This window comes from Alcanivorax quisquiliarum, assembly GCF_023051175.1.
Classification (GTDB): domain Bacteria; phylum Pseudomonadota; class Gammaproteobacteria; order Pseudomonadales; family Alcanivoracaceae; genus Isoalcanivorax; species Isoalcanivorax quisquiliarum.
Map to the genome: position 1 here is coordinate 1 of NZ_JALKII010000009.1, position 22,373 is coordinate 22,373.

General features: G+C 58.8%; 17 protein-coding genes and 1 pseudogene. 5 read left to right on the top strand and 13 right to left on the bottom strand.

The genetic code is table 11. The annotated features are described in order from the left end of the window. Positions 1-239: 239 nt before the first annotated feature. From MU846_RS12090 to ilvC, 3 genes are all read right to left on the bottom strand, one after another. Positions 240-1,814 (bottom strand): aldehyde dehydrogenase family protein, encoded by a 1,575-nt coding sequence (locus MU846_RS12090; protein ID WP_246953082.1) that lies wholly within the window; start codon positions 1,812-1,814, stop codon positions 240-242. Positions 1,815-1,908: 94 nt separating this feature from the next. Next, a complete protein-coding gene (gene pssA, locus MU846_RS12095; RefSeq protein ID WP_246953085.1) occupies positions 1,909-2,706 on the bottom strand; it encodes a CDP-diacylglycerol--serine O-phosphatidyltransferase in 798 nt (265 codons plus the stop codon). A gap of 123 nt (positions 2,707-2,829) precedes the next feature. Beyond that, the gene (ilvC, locus tag MU846_RS12100; protein WP_246953087.1) at positions 2,830-3,846 is read right to left on the bottom strand and encodes a ketol-acid reductoisomerase; all 1,017 of its coding nucleotides are present in this window, start codon (positions 3,844-3,846) and stop codon (positions 2,830-2,832) included. Positions 3,847-3,974: 128 nt separating this feature from the next. Here ilvC and ilvY point away from each other — a divergent pair, with 128 nt between their 5' ends. Continuing rightward, entirely contained in the window at positions 3,975-4,865 is an 891-nt protein-coding gene (gene ilvY / locus MU846_RS12105) for an HTH-type transcriptional activator IlvY (RefSeq protein WP_246953089.1), read from the top strand. A gap of 66 nt (positions 4,866-4,931) precedes the next feature. On the opposite strand, the gene MU846_RS12110 is transcribed toward ilvY, so the two are convergent. Continuing rightward, entirely contained in the window at positions 4,932-5,279 is a 348-nt protein-coding gene (locus tag MU846_RS12110) for a DUF488 domain-containing protein (protein WP_246953092.1), read from the bottom strand. Between the two features lie 294 nt (positions 5,280-5,573). Between MU846_RS12110 and MU846_RS12115 the strand changes: the two genes are divergently transcribed. The 3 genes and pseudogenes from MU846_RS12115 to MU846_RS12125 all read left to right on the top strand — a co-directional run. Next, on the top strand, positions 5,574-5,951 hold the full coding sequence (locus tag MU846_RS12115; protein ID WP_246953094.1) for a helix-turn-helix transcriptional regulator: 378 nt from the start codon (positions 5,574-5,576) through the stop codon (positions 5,949-5,951). Beyond that, a complete protein-coding gene (locus MU846_RS12120; protein ID WP_246953096.1) occupies positions 5,948-7,279 on the top strand; it encodes a type II toxin-antitoxin system HipA family toxin in 1,332 nt (443 codons plus the stop codon). Before MU846_RS12115 ends, MU846_RS12120 begins: the two co-directional genes overlap by 4 nt. A 403-nt stretch (positions 7,280-7,682) precedes the next feature. Next, positions 7,683-7,838, top strand: a pseudogene (locus MU846_RS12125) (transposase); the annotation flags it as partial. A 458-nt stretch (positions 7,839-8,296) separates the two neighbouring features. Here the strand turns inward: MU846_RS12125 and MU846_RS12130 are convergent. The 6 genes from MU846_RS12130 to MU846_RS12155 all read right to left on the bottom strand — a co-directional run bounded on the left by MU846_RS12130 (position 8,297) and on the right by MU846_RS12155 (position 15,176). Further along, positions 8,297-10,129 carry a long-chain-acyl-CoA synthetase gene (locus tag MU846_RS12130; RefSeq protein ID WP_246953098.1) on the bottom strand — a complete coding sequence of 611 codons (1,833 nt, stop codon included), beginning with the start codon at positions 10,127-10,129 and terminating at the stop codon, positions 8,297-8,299. Between the two features lie 169 nt (positions 10,130-10,298). Next, the gene (locus MU846_RS12135) at positions 10,299-10,667 is read right to left on the bottom strand and encodes a VOC family protein (protein WP_246953100.1); all 369 of its coding nucleotides are present in this window, start codon (positions 10,665-10,667) and stop codon (positions 10,299-10,301) included. A gap of 205 nt (positions 10,668-10,872) precedes the next feature. Beyond that, entirely contained in the window at positions 10,873-12,066 is a 1,194-nt protein-coding gene (locus tag MU846_RS12140; protein WP_246953103.1) for an amidohydrolase, read from the bottom strand. Positions 12,067-12,419: 353 nt separating this feature from the next. Beyond that, positions 12,420-13,367: an aldo/keto reductase gene (locus MU846_RS12145; protein ID WP_246953105.1), complete on the bottom strand. Its 948-nt coding sequence runs from the start codon at positions 13,365-13,367 to the stop codon at positions 12,420-12,422. A 161-nt stretch (positions 13,368-13,528) separates the two neighbouring features. After that, the gene (locus MU846_RS12150; protein WP_246953107.1) at positions 13,529-14,017 is read right to left on the bottom strand and encodes a DUF421 domain-containing protein; all 489 of its coding nucleotides are present in this window, start codon (positions 14,015-14,017) and stop codon (positions 13,529-13,531) included. Positions 14,018-14,327: 310 nt separating this feature from the next. Next, entirely contained in the window at positions 14,328-15,176 is an 849-nt protein-coding gene (locus MU846_RS12155; RefSeq protein ID WP_246953109.1) for a metal-dependent hydrolase, read from the bottom strand. Positions 15,177-15,272: 96 nt separating this feature from the next. Between MU846_RS12155 and MU846_RS12160 the strand changes: the two genes are divergently transcribed. Further along, entirely contained in the window at positions 15,273-16,325 is a 1,053-nt protein-coding gene (locus MU846_RS12160; protein WP_246953111.1) for an AraC family transcriptional regulator, read from the top strand. Here the strand turns inward: MU846_RS12160 and betT are convergent. From betT to MU846_RS12175, 3 genes are all read right to left on the bottom strand, one after another. After that, the gene (gene betT / locus MU846_RS12165; protein ID WP_306799400.1) at positions 16,322-18,415 is read right to left on the bottom strand and encodes a choline BCCT transporter BetT; all 2,094 of its coding nucleotides are present in this window, start codon (positions 18,413-18,415) and stop codon (positions 16,322-16,324) included. The two genes, MU846_RS12160 and betT, sit on opposite strands and share 4 nt — an antisense overlap. 506 nt (positions 18,416-18,921) lie before the next feature. Further along, positions 18,922-20,520, bottom strand: a complete 1,599-nt coding sequence (locus tag MU846_RS12170) for a BCCT family transporter (RefSeq protein WP_246953116.1) — start codon at positions 20,518-20,520, stop codon at positions 18,922-18,924. Between the two features lie 482 nt (positions 20,521-21,002). Then, positions 21,003-22,295: a surface lipoprotein assembly modifier gene (locus MU846_RS12175; protein WP_246953118.1), complete on the bottom strand. Its 1,293-nt coding sequence runs from the start codon at positions 22,293-22,295 to the stop codon at positions 21,003-21,005. Between the last annotated feature and the right edge of the window lie 78 nt (positions 22,296-22,373).

A 22,373-nucleotide genomic window follows, 5' to 3' on the forward strand; every position in this document is an offset into this window, starting at 1 on the left:
TGCTCTGTAGCCGAATAAACTTACACCCGACACAGAACAGGTCCCACACGTTTGTCTGCCTGATTGTTAAAGAGCGCGGCGGTCACCGTTGTTGCCGTGTGCCGTCGTTGTGGATGCGCATTCTAGAGAGATTTGGCAGGCGGTCAACTCTTTTTTTCAATAAGTTCATCAACCGATCACGTTTTAGCCAAAACACACGCAAACGAACACTTTATGACCAGAAATCAGCAGCTTAGCGGTCACTTTTTAAGCTGCCCCGAGATCGGGCGCGACGCTTTCGGGCCTTGTTGCCGCCGCACCAGACGATCAATCGCCAATCCGATAGTGGCAAGATGCCACCAGCGCCCAGGCCGGCGCCTGGCGAGTGCATCAAGCAGGCGCGCCATCAACCGGAGCTTGGTTGCCGAATAGGGATACCAGTTCGGCTCAGGCCGCCCGCGAACCGGGTCCATCAGCACCGCCTTCGACTGCGTCATGCCCCGCAGTCCTTCCGCGCCCTTCATGCGGCCAAAGCCGGAGTATTTAACGCCGCCAAACGGCAACCCTGCATTGCCCTCCGTCAGCATGACGTTATTGACGTTCACACAGCCGACCTCCAGCGCCCGAACCAGCCGTTCTGCTCGCGCCCCGTCGGCTGTCCAGACGCTGGTGCTCAGGCCGAAGCGGCTACTGTTGTGAAACGCCACTGCTTCTGCCTCGTCCTCGAAGGCGTACACCGCCACCACCGGGCCGAACGTCTCCTGCTGCGCCAGCAGCATATCTGACGTCACGCCACTGATGACGGTCGGCAAGTAATAACGGCCACAGTCGCTGCGGCGACCGCCGCAGTGCACCACCGCGCCCTGCTGGCGCGCATCGGCCACTTGCTCCTCAATACGTTGCAACTGGAAATCGGTGGTGATGCCACCCAGATCCGCTTCGGCATCCGTGCCGACACGAATCGCCTTACTGGCGCCAACCAGCCGCGCAATAAATTCATCAAACAGGCTTCGCTGCACATACAGCCGCTCCACTGCGGTGCAGCTTTGCCCGCTATTATGCAGATTGCCCCAGCAGGCGGCGGCCACGGCACGGGGCACGTCTGCATCGGCAAACACCAGCATGGCGTCCTTGGCGCCCAGTTCCATGACGACCGGAATCAGCAACGGCGCCGCCTGGCTCAGAATGTGCTGCCCGGTAGACAGGCTTCCGGTAAACGCGATCAGATCCGGCCGCAGCGAAATCAGCTGCCTGCCTATCTCGCCATCGCCATGCAAAATCTGAAGCCCTTGGGCCAGCAAGGGATGCAGCGTGCGCACCTCCGCCCAGGCTGCCGCCATCGGGGTATGTTCCGACGGTTTGAGAATGACGGCATTACCTGCAACGAACGCAAACATGGCCGCCGTCATGCCGATAGCCAATGGCAGATTCCAGGGAGAGATCACCAGCACCACCCCACGCGGCTCATGCAAAATGCGGCTGCGTTTGCCGAGCAAGGTCAGTGGCGTGCGGATTCTTTCATCCGCCAGCACACCCCGTGCGTTTGCGCGAAGCCAGTGCAAATCCTCGGTGAGCTGGAAGAGATCGGAGAGCATGGCATCGCCACGGCTACGGCCGGACTCCGCCACAATCTGGTCAAGCAGCCATTCGCGCCGCTCGCCAAGCCAGGCAAGCACCGCAGCCACTGCTTCAAGGCGCTGCTGGATCGGCGCCGTCTTCACGATAGCGGCAGCACTGCGCGCACTGGCCATGGCCGCCTGGCAATCTGCTGGCGTAGCGGTTTCAAGCGAGTAGAGGGGCCGGCCGGATACCGGGTCTGCAACGAACAGGGACATGAGAAGCACTCCATCTGGCACCTTTGTACCAGCAAAAATGGAGTGCGGGAAGCGTCAGGCCAGCCTGCTCCGCCTTGACGCTTGGGGAAACAGCTTAATTACCACGCTTGGCGCGCACCCGCCGCAGCCGAAGTGCCCATAACAGCGGGCCGGAGGCCACATAAGCTAGCGCCACGCTCAGCAGCACCAATGGCGGATCAAGAAATACAATGGCGAAAGCGACGATTGCTCCCAACAGCACCCGAAACGGCACCTTGCCAATCCGGAATTCCTTGAAACTGTGGTAGCGGATCGACGAGACCATCAGCAGCCCGGCGGCGGCGGTCAGCAAGGCCACGATGATTCCGATCTCGGTGCCATCGACACCCCGGCTGGCGCCCAGCCAGACCATCGTCGCCACCAGCCCCGCGCCGGAGGGGCTTGGCAAGCCGGTGAAAAACCGTTTGTCCGAGCTTGCCGCCTGCACATTGAACCGGGCCAGCCGCAGTGCGGCACAGGCCACATAAAGAAAGGCGGCCGCACGGCCAAAGTTGCCCAACTCGGACAAAGCCCAGGCATAAGCCACCAGGCCGGGAGCGACGCCGAAGGCAACACAATCAGAAAGCGAATCGTATTCAGCGCCGAAACGGCTCTGGGTGTTGGTCAGGCGTGCGATGCCACCGTCCATGCCATCCAGGATGCCCGCCACGATAATCGCGACAGCAGCGTGCACGAACATGCCGTTCATGGCAGCCAGAATGGCGTAGAAACCGGCAAACAGCGCCGCCGTTGTAATCAGATTCGGCAACAGATAAACGCCGCGGTGGCGATTGCCCCCTCGGTCTCGCTCCGATTCGATTACCTCGAAATCCTGCGGTTCTTCCGGGTAGTCTGTGTGCTGCGGATCAGTCATAGGGCGCTCCATTGTCAGCCCAGTTTACCTGAGTTGTCGCAAGACAAAAAACGCGGCCGATGGCCGCGCTTTCTGTACTTGCCTGTGCTGAGCCTGCCGGGCTGGCCCGGCGCAGCGCCAGACTCAGTTTTTGCTCTTGTCGATGATCTTGTTCGCCTGAATCCAGGGCATCATCGCACGCAGCTTCTCGCCGACCTGCTCGATCGGGTGGGCCGCGTTATTGCGCCGGGCAGCCGTCATGGACGGGTAGTTGTGAGCCCCTTCGGCAATGAACATCTTCGCGTACTCACCGCTCTGGATACGCTTGAGAGCGTTGCGCATGGCGGCACGCGATTCATCATTGATCACTTCCGGGCCGGTGACGTACTCGCCGTATTCAGCGTTGTTGGAGATCGAGTAGTTCATGTTGGCGATGCCGCCTTCATACATCAGATCCACAATCAGCTTCAGTTCGTGCAGACACTCGAAGTACGCCATTTCCGGAGCGTAGCCGGCTTCCACCAGAATCTCGAAGCCCGCCTTGACCAGCTCTACCGCACCACCACACAGCACGGCCTGCTCACCGAACAGGTCGGTTTCGGTCTCGTCCTTGAATGTGGTTTCGATGATGCCCGTGCGGCCACCGCCCACGCCACAAGCGTAGGACAGCGCCAGGTTTTTCGCGTTACCCGAGGCGTCCTGGAAAATAGCGATCAGATCAGGAATACCACCGCCTTTGACAAACTCGTTACGCACGGTGTGGCCCGGCGCTTTCGGCGCGATCATGATGACGTCCAGATCCTTGCGCGGCACGATCTGGTTGTAGTGAATGGCGAAGCCGTGCGCGAACGCAAGAGTGGCGCCTTCTTTGAGATTCGGCTCGATCTCATCGCGATACAGCTGCGCCTGAAACTCGTCCGGGGTCAGCACCATGACGACATCCGAGGCTGCCACAGCTTCCGGCACCGATTTCACCGGCAGGCCCGCCGCTTCAGCCTTGGCCGCAGAGCTGGAGCCGGGGCGCAGGGCGACGGTGACATCCACACCGGAATCTTTCAGGTTGCAGGCGTGAGCGTGGCCCTGAGAGCCGTAGCCAATAATGGTGACTTTCTTGCCTTGGATAATGGAGAGGTCACAGTCTTTATCGTAGTAAACTTGCATGGTCATACCCTGAGCTGGTGATTGTTTGGTGCGGCCACGGGCCTGCGCAGGCAGTCAAGATAGGCTATCCGGGGTGTTGCGTAAAATGATATATTTGCAACACTGCCTGCCGATTTTCGCAACACATCATGGACACACGCACCCTCCAGCTCTTCCTGACGCTTGCCGATACCCTGCATTTTGGCCGCACTGCCCGGCTTTGCCACGTTAGCCCCTCGGCACTCAGCCGGAGCATCCGGCAACTGGAAACCAACCTCGGCGCCGCGCTGTTCTACCGCGATAACCGCCGCGTGCAGCTTTCTCGCGAAGGGGAACGGTTCCGGGAATATGCACGCCAGGCACTTGCGGACTGGCACGCGATCCGCCAGGCCCTTCAGGATGAGCAGCAAATCCTGCAAGGCGAGCTGAGCCTTTATTGCTCGGTGACCGCCAGCTACAGCTTCTTGCACGATATGCTCTCAAGCTTTCGTCACCAGCATCCACGCATCGAGCTCAAGCTGCATACCGGCGACCCCGCCCGGGCGGTGGATCATGTGCTCAGCGGCGCGGAAGACATCGCCATCGGCGCTCGGCCGGATCACTTGCCGCCCGCCATCGCCTTTCATCCCATGGCTCGATCAGCGCTGCTGTTCATTGCCCCGGCGAACCCGCCGCAACTCGCGGAACGCCTGCAAAGCAACGCTGATGCCGGCGCCTGGCGTGACGTGCCGATGATCCTTTCCGAGCAGGGCCTGGCGCGGGAGCGCACCGACCGCTGGTTCCGGGAACGTGGGGTGCGGCCCCATATTTATGCGCAGGTCAGCGGCAACGAAGCCATTGTCAGCATGGTCAGCCTCGGTTTTGGCGTCGGAGTTGTACCTCAGATCGTGCTGGATGCCAGCCCACTGGCGTCACGCATTCACGTGCTCGACACCCGGCCGCCGCTGGCGCCTTATGAAGTAGGCGTGTTCACGCTGGGCAAGCGTCTGGATGAGCCGCTTATCAACGCCTTCTGGCAACAGCTTGCACAATTGAGCTGAGCGGCCGGAACGCAGAAGCGCCAAGGCGATTCGCTACCTGAGCCGGGCGCGACAATGCACGCAGAATCAGCCGCTGTGTTCCAGAATGTCTTTCAGCACCACCGCGTTATTGTGGGCTTCGTCCCGTGCCGCAAATACCAGCGTTAGCCGGCTCTCTCGGGCCAGCGATCTCAACTCGGCCAACGCTGAGCTGCCTTCAAGCTCCGCTTTGTACTTATCCTGAAAAGCTTGCCATTTCTCCGGATCATGGCCGAACCATTTCCGCAACGCTGTCGAGGGCGCAACGTCCTTTAACCAAAGGTCTACGCTTGCAGCCTCTTTGGTGAGGCCGCGAGGCCAGATCCGGTCCACCAGTACTCGCTTGCCATCACTGCGGGAAGCTGGCTCATAGACCCTTTTTATGGACACTTTCATGGCTCTCTCCTGCCGGCATGATCTTTCCTTTATTCACTCAACAAAGTTCACCCAGCCACTTTTTGCAGCTTATACCTCCTATCACGCTTCAACACGGCTCGGCTCAAGGCAGGCGTACCAGCCTGAAACATAGCGCATTCGATCGGCCACATTAACTGAGTTTTTTCTCTCTAACGCTTCCAATAGCAGACATTAAAAGCCTGCCCAGCCTATTGATTGCGCGTGCAATCAGCGGCATTATAGGTGCCAAACTATGTTTATGAAGGCGATCAAGGGCATTAACCGGATCAAGAAATGAAACTGACCCAGCTATTCGATGAGGCGCTACTTGCCGAGCTAGGCCGCCGGTTACGGCTTTACCGCATCCAGGCCGAGCAGACACAGGAAGCGCTGGCAGACCGAGCGCGCATCTCCCGCAGCACCTTGAGCAAGATCGAGCAGGGCAAGGTGGTTAAATTGCCCGAGTTTCTGGCTGTGCTGGAGGCACTGGATCTGCTGGACGCACTGGATCATGCCATTCCCGATCCGGCGCGCTCGCCATTGTTACGCTATGCCAAAGCGGCCGGAACACTGCCGCAACGAGTACGCCGTTCCAAGCCCCGCCATACCGCAGAGCAGAGTACGCTCTGGCCGGAGGATCTTCGTGCCGGCACTACGGGCGACGAGTCATGAGCGTCACTGAAGCACGTGTCACCTTGTGGGGGGCCGATGTCGGTGCGGTCGCCTGGGACAACGAAGCGAGCCTGGCCGATTTTCAGTATGCCCCGGCTTTTATCGAGCGGGGCGTCGAGATCGCACCGATAAAAATGCCACTGCGCCAGGCGGCCTACCGCTTCGCCGCACTCAATCGTGAAACCTTTCACGGGCTGCCCGGCCTGCTGGCCGACTCCCTGCCAGACCGCTTCGGCCATGCTTTATTCGATGCCTGGCTGGCACGCCAGGGCCGCTCAGCCGCAAGCGCCAATCCGGTCGAACGCCTGTGCTATGTGGGCAGGCGTGGCATGGGAGCGCTGGAGTTCGAGCCGGTGGCGGGGCCTGCGGCCGCAGAGAATATTCCACTGGAAGTGGCCAAGCTGGTGGAAATCAGCAATCAGGTATTGCAGGCACGCAACACCTCTGCCGCCCATCTGCGCGAGGGCCTCACCGCAGACGAAATGCGCGCCATCATCCAGGTGGGCACCTCTGCTGGCGGCGCACGCGCCAAAGCCGTCATTGCCTGGAACCCCGAAACAGGCGAAGTGCGCTCCGGGCAATCGCAGCTTGATGCCGGCTTTGAACACTGGATACTCAAACTCGACGGCATCAGCAACAATCGTGACAAGGAAACCGACGCTGACCCCCAAGGCTACGGCATTCGCGAATACATTTATTACGAGATGGCGCTGGCCGCCGGCATCACCATGACCTCGAGCCGCCTGCTGACCGAGAACGGCCGCAGCCATTTCATGACCCGGCGCTTCGATCGCCCGGACGAAGGCGGCAAGCTGCTGATGCAATCGCTCTGCGCTCTCGGCCACTACGATTACAACGCGCCCGGCCAAACCAGCTATGAGGAGCTTTTCCATCTGATGAAGCGGCTTGGTCTGGGCCGTTCAGCGATGCAGGAACAATTCCGCCGGCTGGTTTTCAATGTGCTCGGCTGCAACCGGGATGATCACACCAAGAACACAGCCTTTCTCATGGACAAGCGCGGCCAATGGCACTTGTCGCCTGCGTTCGACCTGACCTTTGCCTGGAACCCCCAGGGCCGCTATACGCACGCCCACCAGATGAGTCTCAACGGCAAGCGCGACGGTATTGGCAAATCGGATCTGATGGCCGTGGCACGTGTGGCCGATATCAGCCCCCGGTCGGCGATGCTGATCATGGAGCAGGTTGACGCGGCGCTGGCACAGTGCGCCACCCTCTGTCTCAAGCATGGTTTGCCTGATGCCCTGAGCGGCTTTACTGTTCAGGAGGTGACGGCAATGCGCAGCGCCGTGCTATCGAAAAAACAATGAGCTGCCCGACTCTCTCTCGGCCAGCCCTCCTTGATCGGCCCTCCTTGATCGACTCTCCTTGATCGACTCTCCTTGATCGGCTCTCCTTGATCGGCTCTCCTTGATTGGCTTTCCTTGATCGGCTTTCCTTGATCGGCTTTCCTTGATCGGCTTTCCTTGATCGACTCTCCTTGATCGACTCTCCTTGATCGGCTTTCCTTGAACGGCTCTCCTTGATCGGCTTTCCTTGATCCGCTCTCGTTTCCGCCGCTTTCTTCCGGGCCGGCCGCCGCCTTCATTATTATGGTTCATCGTCGATTTCCGTGGAGCCTTTATCGATGGACTCCTACTCTTAAGCCCAGATTTTATGGGTTTTGGAGCGAGCCATACTGAACAGGAAAGCGATAGAGACGCGGGGCGGCTGGGCCGGCTATCGGGTTGTCGACATCCGTTAAACACCAGCATCGTCGAGGGCATCAATAACAGCATCAAGGTGATCAAACGCCGGGCCTACGGCTACCGGGATCAGGAGTATTTCTTCCTCGAAATCCGCGCCGCCTTCCCCGGTATTCAACGATGAAGCTTTTTTAGCCCCTCTCCCCTGGTGGGAGAGGGGTTGGGGAGAGGGGGAGATTATGGCAAAGAAATATATACCCGGCACTTGATCTAGAACGAAACTGGCTAGCGCTCGGGATTTTTCGGCTGTGGAATTTTTAAAGAAATTTCTACTGAAGAGGAGTGAACGTAGTGCAACATGTAGCGGGTGTCGTGACAGCTGAAAGTTCGTCGCCCCCTCTCCCCCAACCCCTCTCCCACAAGGGGCGAGGGGAGCAAGAGCGCTTCGCGCCCCCTCGGGCCAGCCTGTGGCTGTTCTGCGCTTCGCTTGTCCCACCAAGGGAGAGGGGCGAAAAAAGCTCGGTATTTTGGACAATCCATTGGTGCTTTCACGGATATCGGAAATGCCTCCACGGAAATCGACGATGAACCATTATTATCGGCGCACACCGTTGCGCTTGCTTCATGGCTCTCGCCGAGTGCTCAAAGCCGCCGACGCCCGGCGTCGATATCCTGTTTCATCACCGCTGTCAGGCGTTGGTAGCCCTGATGGCCAGGGCAGAGCACATACACCGCTTCTCCCCGCTGAGGGGTATAACCTTGCTCTTTCAGGCGATTCTTCTGATGCTTGAACGTGCCTGTCGTCGTCATCGCCTCCTCATTGATCCGCAAGAAAACGGGCACCGCATAGGATGGCAGGGCGCGCCGCAAACCAACCGCAAGTTCCGCAAAATCAAACTCCTCTGGCGGCACGGCCAAACGCACCTGGGCCATCCCGGCACGGCCGTTCGTACCGGGCACTTCGACCCCGTAGACGACTGATTCCAGCACGCCCGGCTGCTGATCCAGAATGATTTCCACCTCGGTAGTGGATACGTTTTCCCCTTTCCAGCGGAAGGTATCGCCCAGCCGATCAACAAATTGCGCGTGCCGGAACCCGATATCGCGCATCAGATCACCGGTATTGAACCAGGCATCGCCTTTGCGAAAGACATCCCTGAAAATCGATTCTTCTGTTTTCTGCCGATCGGTATAGCCATCAAAGGGAGTCTTGTTGGAAATTTCGCCGAGCAACAGCCCGGCCTGGCCCTTGGCCGCACGCTTCATGAAACCACGCCGATTCCTGAGTGGCCGCTCCTGCTCCTTGTCATACTCGACGATGGCATATTTCACTGGTGAGAAACCAACGGTGTTATCAAAGCCGAATACATTCGTGAATGCCACGTTGCCCTCTGACGAGGCATAGAACTCGACCACTCGCTGAATGCCGAAGCGTTTTTTGAACGCCTTCCAGAGGCCCGGGCGCAATCCGTTCCCCACAATCACTCGCACCGGGTTCTGCGCATCATCCTTTTGCGGCGGCACCTCATGCAGGTAACGACACAGCTCGCCCACATAACCGAAGGCCGTGCACTCGTGGCGTCGAATATCCTGCCAGAAGCGGCTTACCGAAAACCGACGCGCCAGCACCAGCCCTGCGCCGGCACTGATCACCGAGCTCCAGCACACCACCATGCCCGTCGCGTGATAAAAAGGCAGGGTGCAATACAGCCGATCCTGCTGCCGAAGCCGAACCGCCGCCAGCCCGAACCCGCCATACGCCTTCCACCAGCGGCCATTATTGAACACTACCGCTTTCGGCAACCCTGTCGTGCCCGAGGTATAAATATAGAACAATGGGTCTTTGAGGCCGATACGCTCGATAGTATCTGGATCATGATCGGGTGAGGCTGCGCTGGCTGTGATCAGATCCTCGTATCCTGCTGGTGAGGCGCCGGCACCGTCTGGCATTTCCGGATCGGCCACAAAATAAAAGCCGTGTTCCGGCAACTCCAATTGCTCGCGAATCTCTTCGATCTCGGCAATTCTTTCTTCGCCGATCACCGCAGCCTTAGGGGTCACCAGATTAAAGCTGTGCACCAGCACCTGCCCACGCAGCGAAGTATTCAGCATGGCCGCGCACAAACCCAACTTCGCACAAGCGAGAATCACGGCAATCAGCTCGGGTCGGTTCTCGATATTGATCGCTACGGTATCGCCTTTCACAAGCCCGTTACTTGAGAAGTGATGAGCTATTTTATTGGCCCATAAATTGAGTTCTTTATAAGTCCAGCGGCGGTCTTCATACAACAACGCCACACCACCCGGGTTCGCGCGCACTGCCTGCTGAAACCCCTTCGCCAAGCCCACCGGAACCCTGCTACGGGAAATCTTAGACATACGCGAACCCTTGATCAGGGCCGGCAAGCTCCCCACCAGTCCCGGCACCTTGCCAAGCAAGGCCGGCAAAGTAATCACATCTGATTTATAAGCCATGCAACTCTCCTTTCGCCTGCTTGCCCCCAATTAATGAAGGCACCTGTCCCCGGCAAAGAAAAGTGGATAATGAAAATCTGCTTTTTATTATTGTGTAACGCAGAAAAGCGAAAATGGAAAACTGACTGGCGCTATCGCTGGGACGGGCGAAACCAGGTTTCGCAGACAGCTACTCCGGCTTCTCAGCTGAGACGAGGTGAATAATATTGGCGGGGCTCGATATCCAGAAGGCTTGGAATCCAACCGGCAACGGCTCGATCTCATCTCTGCGATGGCAACCCTGCGCGGCCAGAACAGCCGCAGCCTGATCCAGATCACTGGTCTGTATTTCCAGCCAGGTCTCGGCCTGACTCAAGCCCGGCATACAATCCAGCCAAAGCACCTTGTCGCCAAACTCGAACCTGGGGGTGGCATCGGCCTCTGCGGGTGTCAGCTCGTTGAGCCCGATTACCTCACGGTAGAAACGCACTGTATCCTGATACTCATGAGCAGGAATCTTCATGGCGATATTGCGGCCCGCTGCAAATTTCAACTCCATAATACCCCTCTCTGTCACCCAGCCTTCACCCAGCCCCGACCACAGCCTGGCTCGCCGCGCGTGCTGCCTGTGTGGCAGCCCTATACAGCCCAAGCCTCGTCCAGAAAGTAAAAGTCTCGACGTTTGATTGCAAGGAAAATACGGCAGGCAGCCCGAGCGTTGCAGGCAAAGCAGAGCACCTCCCAACAAAGCTTGAATGCAGCCCTCAATCTTGCAGCAGATAGTCGGCCGCCATCATGGCCATGGCCCTGACCCCCACCTGCAACGCGCTCTCGTCCACAAAGAACTCCGGATTGTGATTCGGTGCCGCGGTCGCCGGGTCCTGGCCTTCCGGTGTCACACCAAGGAACACGTACAACCCCGGCGCAGCTTGCGCAAAGTATGAGAAATCCTCTGCCGCGCCTGGCAGCTCCGCAGCCGCCACCTTGCCATCTGCTGCACGCTCAAGCACAGGCGCCATCCGCGCGGCAAGCGCAGGATCATTGATAGTGCTGGCATACATCGGCTCAATCGAAACCTCTGCCATGGCGCCCGCACTTGCTGACACACCCTCCACGCTGCGAATCAGATCATCACGCAGCGTTTCCCGCACCTGCTCATCATAGGTACGAATGGTGCCCGTCATCGCGACCTCTTCCGGCACAATATTCGGCCCGCTGCCGCCGTTGACAGTGCCAATCGTTACCACTGCCGGCGAGCGAGCCAGGTTGGCTTTACGGCTCACTACAGTCTGCACCCCCATGATCACCTGAGCGGCAGTGACCACTGGATCAACCGTATTCCAGGGCATGCCGCCGTGGCCCTGGCTGCCAGTCACTCGGATATCAAGCATGTCACTGGCCGCAGTAGTCGCGCCGCTGCGCCAGCTCAGCTCGCCGGATGCGCCGGGCATCACATGCAGCGCAAATACCGCATCCGGCGTGCCTGCCTGAAACAGCCCGTCCTCCAGCATCCGTTTTGCACCCCAGCTGGCCCCCTGCCCCGGCAGCACCAGGCTTGATCCTTCTTCCGCCGGCTGAAAAATGAACATGACGCTGCCGCGCAATTGATCCCGCAGGCCCGCGAGCACCTCCGCCACGGCCATTAGCATCGCCGTATGGGCATCGTGCCCGCAGGCATGCATGACATCGACTTCAGTGCCGTGATAAATACCCCGTTCCCGGGAGGCAAAAGACAGCCCCTCCGGCTCTTTTACCGGCAGCGCATCCATATCCGCCCGCAATGCCACCAAACGGCCGGGCTTGGCGCCTTTTAGAATGCCCACCACACCAGTGCGGCCGACGCCTTCCGTGACTTCAAGCCCCAGCTTTGTCAGATGGGCTGCCACCAGCGCTGCGGTGCGTGTCTCCTGCTCGCCCAGCTCCGGGTGCTGATGAATATCTCGCCGCCACGCGATCATCCGGGGCTCCACCGCCGCTACCCCATCTCTTATCCGGTCTTCAAGCGATGAGGCGGCCGGCTCCGCACAAGCGCTGGCAGACACCAGCACACACAGCATAAGAAACGCGGATCTGGGGCATAGCAACATGGCAGGACTCCCGGCTTCGTCGAAGTAGATACGCCTGAGAAGCGCCCACCGTAGCATGGGGCAGCAGCAAAGCATCAAGCCGCCGGGAGTAATATAAAGTGAAATGGTTCAACGACTGGCTTGCAGCTCGGCCAGGCCCGAACCGCTCCATTATGGGCAGGCGCCCCACGAGCAGGTGGCGCCGCGCCGGCCAGAGCGGGTGCGCTCCGGCCCGGCTCGGTTCCTCAGGCACTCGCTGTGTTGAGTTCCTTCAGCTCCGCATCATCCAGAACAAGCGACACCGCATCTTTCAATGCCGCCAGCTGAGTCATCGAAGTGGCGCTGACGATAGGCGCGGTGACTGCCGGCTGCGCCATCAGCCAGGCGATAGCAACAGCGGCGGGCGTGGTGTTTTTCGCCTGCGATACACTATCAAGCGCAGCGAGAATGCGATCACCCCGCTCGGTGAAATAATTCGCAACCATGCCTTCCCGCGCACGACCCGCTGCATCTTCTTTTGAGCGGTACTTGCCGGTGAGAAAACCGCTGGCAAGTGCGAAGTACGGCGTCACACCAAGATTTTCCCGCTGGCAGACAGCAGCAAGGTTTTCCTCGAAATCCTGTCGGTCGTAAAGGTTATACGAAGGCTGCAAGACAGTGTAGCGCGGCAAGCCCTTTTCCTGAGCAATCTGCAAGGCTGCATCGAGGCGCCCTGCGCTATAATTGGAGGCGCCAATTGCACGCACCTTGCCATCGGCTATCAGCTGCTGGTATGCCTCAAGCGATTCTTCCAATGGCACATCAGGATCATCAGCATGTGAAAAGTACAGATCAATATAATCCGTCTGCAACCGTCGTAATGAATCTTCCACGGCCTTCGTGATCCAGGCTTTCGACAGCCCCTTCCGACCAGGGCCCATTTCCATGCCGACCTTGGTAGCCAGCACAACTTTATCCCTGTTCCCGCGTGCCTTGAACCAGCGCCCGATAATGGTCTCCGACTCACCACCCTGGTGGCCCGGCACCCAGCCGGAGTACACATCGGCAGTATCAATCGCAGTGAAGCCGGCATCCATCCAGGCATCAAGCATTTCGAAGGACTGCCCCTCATCCAGCGTCCAGCCGAGTACATTGCCACCAAACATCAGCGGCGGGATGGCCAACCCGCTCTGACCCAACTCACGGTTCTTCATCTTCTCCTCCTGCCAGTGCTATCAGGAGCCGCAACCCAAAGTCTGCGGCTGGCGCCGCATCGGCGCGCACCCAACTTACCCCTTCCGGCAGCCAGACTCGACCGGTGGGCTCACGGATACGCCGCCAGCGGGGCCACTAACACTCATGCCCCGGCGTTTTGTCAGTCACCGGCTCCCCCAACGCGCTTTATAACACTTATTTCGCCGTCCACCTCGAGAATTGCTTGCTTGACCTGGCCAGGGTCGGAAATACCTTGTTTGCGCAAATGAGCGATCAGCTCTTCCTCTGTCAGTTTTTCCTTTTTCAGATTGCGGCTCAGCAGTATGCCGTTGTGGATCAGCAGAGTGGGCGAGTCTTCCGACTTTTTCCGAAAGCGCGGGAAGTAGAATTCTGCCAGATTGAAAAGATAGTCCCAGGCCAGGATCACCAGCACCATCAGCAGCAAGTCCATCAGCGAGTTCGCCTCACCCATGATTGCATCGGCGGCAAGGCTGCCGACAATTACCAAAGCAATCATGTCATTCGGCGCGATATTTCCAATCTGCCGCTTGGGGATCAAACGTAACAATATCGTAACAGCGAAATAGACAGCGCTGCCGCGTGCGATGATTTCCCAAAAGGATGTTTCGAGGAGGTAGGCTTGACCCATGGCAAGATACTCCATCCTGGAGGGCCAGCCAGCGGCCTGCACCAATAGTTCAGGCGCCAAAGAAGGCTGCCGGCCAGGCCAGGACACAACGCCGAGCTGGCCCGGCGATGCGTCTCACGAGTATCAACCGCTGCCATCGCCCTGTAAACAGGCCCCATCGCCCTCTCTGCTGCCGCCTATTATCGGCAAGGAGGCGAAGCATACAGCTTCACACCGCCTTTTTTCCCTGAAATAGCCGCGCCAGAAGCCCGGCCTGCGCAGCCGCTTTTTCTTCTTTTTTTACATCCAGTGCGGCGGCATGCCAGATCGATCAGTCCAGCAGCTCATGGTATGCCGCTTTCCATTGTTCCATTTCCCGGCGCGTATCATGCTGCCAAGGATGGAAATCACGCTTGAAGAAATCAAGGTACTCTCGTGACATGCTGCGCATCATGCCGCCTTTGCCAAATACAAACTTCAGCCCATTGCGAATACTCTTGAAGTTGCGGCTCTCGCCGTTGGCTTTGAGCACTTTGTAGGTATGCCAGCTCAGCCTGCCAGTCATCATGGCAGTGACTATCACCATCGTCAGACGCAATCTTATACGGCCAGGGTCATTCGCCAGCTGGTCGTAGACATCGAATGCCACGGCTTTGTGCTCCATTTCCTCGATCACATGCCAAACCCAGATATCGCGAGAGGCGCCAACAAGCTGATCAGCTATCTCTGGGCGCTTGACCAGAAAGAAAGATGCCATCATCGCCGTAAAATGTTCGATGCACACCGTCATCGCCAATTGCCTCTGCGGAGAGAGCTCACTGCGCAGCCGATCGAACAGCTCTGACATGATCCGCTGCAATTCAGTCACTTCGTAGCCCAGTTCTTGCAGGCGATCGTTAAAAAACTCATGTTGCCGTGCGTGATGTGCTTCCTGCCCAATGAACGCGCGCACCTCTTTCTGCAAGACGGGATCAGTAATCTGCTTCTGGAAATGTCGCAGCGAATGGATGAATTGCTTTTCACCTTCAGGCAATGTTGCCGAGAAGACGCTGAACAACGTGGAAAGAAACGGATCATTATCAAACCAGTACTTCGGCACGGATGTGTAATCCAAACGTGGCTGACGCACCACAATTTCAACGGGCCGCAAATTCTGAGACAGTTTGCTCTGAGCAGTCATAGTGCCCCTCCTTTCAATATTCACCATTCTGACCGTCCTTGACTCCCGAGCGTGAGTCCCGAACAATCCCTACCACCTGTCATTTGTGGCCAACTTATGAACCTGGAAAAAGAGAGAGTGCACGGCGTCTTTGCGCTGGCCTACTTGCAGGAAGCTGAGCGCGCCGGGCTGGACAAACACCAGCTCATATCGCAATTGCGCTTGCCGCCGCTGGATCTTATCGAACAACAGGGCGTCAATCTGTGGCATATCATGCGGCTGACAGACGCTTTGTACGAACATACCGGCAGCACAAGCTTCGGTTATCGCGCCGGCCAGCCTCTGCCTGCCACCACCTACGGCCAGCTCAGCATGGCCATGTTGTCGGCAGCCGATATAGGGCAAGCACTTGAAACAGCACTGCGCTACTGGGAATTACTGACACAAAGCCTGGCGCTGGAGTTGCACCTGACGCCCGAATATGCCGAGGTGTACGTGCATGTGCATTTTCAGGCACCGGAGCCCAGCCTTCGCTGCGCGCTGGAATTTGCCGTCGCAGCAGTTTATCGCACCACCGAACATCTGGCGCCGCATCTGGCCTCCCAACTTGATATTGATCTGGCCCTGCCGCCACCGGATTATCTTGCGGAGATACAGCGGGCACTGCCAACGCTGCGCTATGACCAAAGCCATCATTGCCTGCGGCTGCCTCGTGCACGGCTGACCGACAAAATGCCCATGGCCAATCCCATGAGCTATCGAACGGCGTGCCAGGAATGCGAGAAATTACTCGCCATCTGGCGCGCTCCGGATCGGCTGGAGCCGCAGCTGCAAAGGCTGCTGGGGGTTTTTGCCGAGGGCTTCCCGCCGCTTGATAACGTGGCCGCACGACTGAATATGTCATCGCGCACCTTGCGCCGCCGTCTTGCCGATGAGGGCACGCATTTTCGCCGCATCATCGACGACATCAAGCAGCGCGATGCGCTGTATCTACTGAAGAACTCCAACCTGGAAATACAGCAGATCGCCGAAAAACTCGGCTATCAGGACCCGGCCAATTTTACGCGTGCATTCCGAAAGTGGGGGCTCGACGCACCCAGCACCTTGCGCCGGCAGGCCCGTGCCGCTGACCGGCCAAGGAAGGATGACGAGCATGGCTCGCTTCCCTAGTCTTTGTCCTCGTCCAGATCCTGCACGTCGCTGGCATCGCGTGGTATCGCGGAGGCTTGATCCTTCGGCAGTATTGCCGGCGTCAGCACGGAGGCAGTATCTGTCTCGGATGAGAAGGTCAGGAAGGCCAGGTGCGCTTCGTAGCGCTCCAGCACATCGTCGATCACCTGCTGCCGCGTGAGCCCCATCAGGTCATAGCCCCCCGAGCCGGTTTGCGTAAATACTTCAAGCCGATAATAAACATCTGTCTCTCGCGTCATGCGCCCACTGAACATCGGCACCGGCGCATCGACAACTGCCACCTGGTAGTGAAAAGCCCGAAATTCATCCATCGGCACCCGCAGCACCGGCTCATCAATACCATGGGCATCGGGCATCACCTCCTGCTCCACATCGTATCCCTGCTTACGGAATTCGGCGGCCACCTCATCCAGCGCCGGGCGTACCGTGCGATCAAGATACTGGCTCACCTGCCGCAGCGATGGATAAGAGCGCAGCTGCTCAAGGCGCTGCTTCCAGGAACGCGCCGGCACTTGGCCACCTATCGGCGCCATCGAGGGCCGCCGCAACACCTGGCCCTCCCGCTCCGCTCGCTCCATTCGCAGCACTTTGTAAAACGAGGCCATGACCAGATAGGCAACAATCGTCACCGGCAAAGCGAAGATAAGCGTTGCGTATTCCATGGTCGTCACGCCGCCCGCAAGCAACATCGCTACCGTCAGCACGGCGGTCAGCACGGCCCAGAAAATACGCAGCCCTTTAGGCCCATCGTGGGCGGGATCGGGGATCGAGGCAGAAAAGTTCGACATCACCATTGCACCTGAATTGGCACTGGTGAGGTAAAACAGTAACCCGGAGAGTGTTGCCAGGCCAATCAGGAACATTGCACCGGGAAATATTTCCAGCAAGGCATACCAGCCCCGCTCCGGGCTCTCCACGGCCAGCTCGGCAAACGTCGTATTGCCTTGCAATACCTGAAACAATGCCGAGTTGCCAAATAGCGAGACAATAATAAAGTCGCAAAGCACTGGCGCAGTAATCGCGGCAATTACAAACTCCCGCAAAGTGCGTCCACGAGATATCCGGGCCAGAAACACTCCGACAAACGGCCCCCATGCGAGCCAGAAAGCCCAGAAGAACAACGTCCAGCCGCCCATCCATTCCGCGCCATCTGGCTCATAGGCGAAGGTTTGCAAAGTGCGTTCCGGCAACGTCACGATGAACCGGCCGATATTTTCTACTAGTGCGTTCATCAGAAAAGCGGTTTCACCAGTGACGAGAATGTAGACCATCATCGCCACCGCGCTCCACAGGTTAAGCTCTGAAATCCAGCGAATGCCCCGGTCCACACCCGATGTAGTCGCACCAATCGTCAGCACCACGGCGCCCACCACCAGCCCGATCTGAAGCGCCAAGCCATGAGGCAAGCCAAAAATCAGCGAGAAACCCACGCTGAGCAGCACCACCCCGATTCCCATGGAGGTGGCCACGCCGAACACTGTGCCCACCAGTGCAATAATACTGATACCATCGCCCAAAGGGCCGCGCACTCGTTTGCCGAGCAACGGATACAGAGCAGCCCGGATCGAGAGCGGCATTCCCCAGCGATACGCAAAATAGCCCATCGCCATCCCGAGCAATGCATACATCGACCAGCCGGCGATGCCATAGTGGAACATCGTCCAGACCACCGCATCCTGCATTGCCGCCGCCGAGCTGCCTTCGCCAGCCGGCGGGTGCAAGTACTGCACCACCGGGCCCGTCACCGAATAAAACAGCATGTCGATGCCAACACCGGCCGCAAACAGCATCGCTACCCAGGTGCCGAGCTTGTATTGCGGCCGGGAATGATCCGGCCCGAGCCGCACATTGCCCTCCTTGGACAGCGCAACCCAGACAACAAAGCCGACCACCAGCGTCATAGTCAGCACGTAGTACCAACCAAGGCTCAAGGCAATCCAGTCAACAGTGGCCTTCATCGTCACCCGCGCATCTGCCGGGCGAAAAATAGCCCAGATCGAAAATGCCAGAATGACCAGCGAAGACACCAGCAGCACACGCCAGTTAGTCCGTGAAGCACGGTGCTCCAGTAGCTCCGAGGGCCTTTACTCAGATCACTGCGCGAGGCAGGGGGGATCGTCATCGGCCGAACGTCGCGCCCGACGCTGGCTGCCACCGAACTGGCTTCTTTCCAGGGGAGGCCGTGCTTTTCCTGGCCGCTCGTTCCCCGGCGGCTCGTTCCCTGTACGAGCCCCACCCTGGTCTGCCTTCGGGGATTCGTTCTCGGGTGTTTCTTCTGCCATCAGCCAACTCCTTCTTCAGGCGTGCCGCCCCTGCGGAAACCGGCAGGACGATGATGGGAATCGGCAGGCATTCATATAAATAGCAGCGGGTGCGGGCGGCTGCAATAAGCCACCGCACAACGCCACCTGGCGAGTCAAAAGGTTTGTAAAACAAAGACGAGACACCGGCACGGCGGCCCAGTTGCCCGCCAGCCAGAAGAGCAGCAACGAAGACTGATACCAGGCGGCGTCGTTTCCACTCGGTGGTTACGCCTCGCCCTGTGTGCGGGGCAAAGTGTGCTTTCGACCTTGTATCAACGAAGGCGCGGTGCGTTGTCCGCTCTGGCTGCATCCGGTTGCGCGGACAGCTCTGCCTCTTCCTTCTCTGCCTGCTCTCGCGCAATCCACTCTTCAATCAGCCTGCGAGCGCGGCGCTCCTGCGCCTTCTCTCGCAATGCTTCCAGATGCAATACGCGATACAGGCCGATCATTACCGCAACCATCAACAACGCAAACGGCAACGCCGCCACGGTGATCAGTGTCTGCAACGCATTCAGGCCGCCCGCAATCAGCATAGCCCCCGCAATCAGGGCAATTGCAATACCCCAGGCGAATTTTCGCGCCAGAGACGGATCACCTGCCGATTCGCTCGACATGGAGCCCAGCACCAGCACGGCCGAATCGGCCGAGGTGACGAAGAAGATAACCAGCAACACGATCGTCAGGGCCGACAACACGCCCGCCCAAGGCAGCGCTTCATACATGCGGAATAACACCGTCTCGTAACCCACTGCCAGCGCGCCGGCCATATCCACACCGCCAAACATCTGCCCCCACAATGCCGCCCCGCCAAACGCAGCAAACCATGCAAAGCCGAGCAGGCTGGGCACCGCCACCACACCCAGCACGAATTCGCGCACGCTGCGCCCGTAAGACACTCGCGCAATGAATGCACCGACAAAAGGTGACCAGGATATCCACCAGGCCCAATAGAAAATCGTCCAGTCCGCCACCCAGGTGCTGGCCGTAAACGGCGCCATGCGCAGGCTCATGGCCACAAGATGATCAAGGTAGCTGCCAAGCGACGTAGTAAACGTATCGAAGATGAAACTGGTCGGCCCAAGCAACACTACCGCCAGCAGCAACAGCCCCGCCAGCACCAGATTGAAACTCGACAGCCACTTGATGCCGCGCTCCACACCGCTTGCGCTGGAGGACATATACAACACAAAACAGACGGCAATCACCAGCAGCTGCATACCCAGCCCGGTGGGCAGGCCGAACACCCGCCCCATACCCGCACTGATCTGCATCGTGCCCAGGCCAAGCGTAGTGGCCACGCCAATCGCCGTAGCCACCACGGCAATAATATTCACCAGCTTGCCCATCCAGCCAAGATGGCGATCCCCGATCAACGGCTGCAACAGATCGCTGATCAGCCCACGGCCATTGCGGTTGTACTGGAACCAGGCGATTGCCAGCCCCATCAAGGCATAGATCGCCCACGGGTGCAGGCCCCAATGGAAAAAGGTATAGCGCATCGCCGCGCTGGCCGCTTGTGGTGTGTTGGCCGCCAACCCCTCGGGCGGCACTGCCAGATGCGAGATCGGCTCCGCCGCGCCCCAGAACACCAGCCCTATGCCCATGCCAGCGGCGAATAACATCGACAGCCAGGCTGCTTTCGAGAACTCGGGTTCCGCATCACGGCCGCCGATCCTGAGCTGAGCTGTAGGCCCCAGCGCCAGATAAAAAAGAAACACCAGCGTCAGGAAGACGATCAGCAAATAAAGCCAGCCAGCGTGCTGTATCACCTCGGCCAGCGCCGCGTTACTGAGCGCTTCAAACGGCCCCGGCGCGAGCCCGGCACCCGCCGCCAGCGCAACCACCAGAAATAAAGAGATACGGAAGACCATGCGCACACTCCCTCAGACGCGGCTATTTTTTGTTCCGTCACCGCCGCGAGGCCAACAATGGCCCCCATGCCGCGCTCTCAACGATACACCTAAGCAGCCAAAGGGGAACAGCGCGGCAAGGGCTACGCAATCAACACGCAAGTACCACAGTAGCGCTAGCGCGCCGCCGAGGCTGCGCATAAGCAAGAGATCAACTCGCCCTGGTTGTTTGCCGGCAGACAACGCACTGCCTGACTTTATTGATCGCCCAGCCGGGAAGCGAGGAAAAATCCAGCGGATGATCGCCGGGCGCTTGCCTGCGATATATGGCGAGCCAAGCCGCCCGTCAATTTTAAACAAAAGTATCGCGGCCATTCTGTAAGTTCGCACTGGAAAATCTGGCCGCTATCTCACTGTTTTCTTCCAGCTTTTATTCTTTCGCGTTGGTCTGAAGCCGACCGATATCATATCGGCGGCCTCAGACCCGGCGCATGGCGCCCCAATCAGAACCTCGCCAGCATACCCACGGTAGCCAGATTACGCTCGTGATCGTAATGCGCCTGGTTAGATTGGTTGTCGGTGTAACTGTAGCGCGCATTAAGCTCCACATTGTGACCCAGCCACTGCCGCAGGCTCATGCGCGCCCCCAAAGAAACCTGATGTTGATCATCCTCTCGCGCATCACGGAAGAGCGGCTGGCGCTCGTCGTAGTCAATCGCCACATAACGATAGTTCACCATCAGCTGTGTGAAACTGCCGAGGGCATAAGTGGCAAACAGTGACGGCCCATGCATGGTGCGGGTCTGCGATGCCAGCCGTGCATCTTCGTGCTGATAGAGATACTGCCCGCCCAACTGGAGCCGTGCATCAATCTTCTTCTGCACGCTGAGCGACGCCGTATAACCATCGGCATCATGTGCCGCGCTGACCGGCACCCGACGGTGGAAATATCCCAGCCCGGCGCCAAGTTGCACCATCTCGTTCAACGGGCGGCCCACGTTGAGGGATAGCCCGTGCGTGGCCTCTTGCAGTGAGCTATCCCGGCGCACATATCGAGCATTAGGCTGAATACTAATGGTACCCGTGGCACTGCGCCGCACAAAAGCCGCCCCCAAAGCAGCGCTTTCGGTGTCGAAATCGCGCTCGCTGAAATAACGCGTACCGGATAGATCACCCTGATACAACACCGCCCAACGCGCCGAGAGCGGCATCAGGTAACGCCCACCCGCGCTCACCATCGTGCCCCAGGAAGAGCGCGGCCGCATCGCCGGGTCCAGATCAAACTGCACCGGCACGCCACCGATGACGCCAGCGGTCGTGGTGGCCGTTGGCCCGGCATTCACGTTATCGTCGTGGATTGCAGAAACTCCCAGCGTGGCCTCCCACCGTTTGGCCGGCGTGGGAATCTGTGCGGGATCATCACTGATTATGGCGCTGGCCAGTTGCGAGAACAGTGCCGCACCGGCTGTTCCAGCCTGCAAGGCTGCCGCCTGCTGGTAAAACCGTTGAGCATCCTCAGTGCGGCCTGTGTAAGCGTATAGCGCAGCCAGCTCGGCCTTGGGCTTCGCCGCGTCCGGCATCAGAAGCACCAATCGCTCATAATGCGCGATCGATTCCTCCAGCTGCCCGAGATCACGTGAGCACAACGCCAGCAAATAAAGCGCCTCTGGCTCGTCTGTCTCGGCGCCGTGGCTATGCTCAAGCAACATACAGGCCAGCTCGGGGCTGCCCTCTTCCATGAAGACGCGGGCGGCGATAATTCGTTTGTCCACCTCCGGTGCCGGTGATTCCGCCACCGCCTGAGCAATACCTGTAATCAGTAAAAAACCAAGCGCCGTGCACCTGGCACAGTGAGAATAAAAAGAATATACAAG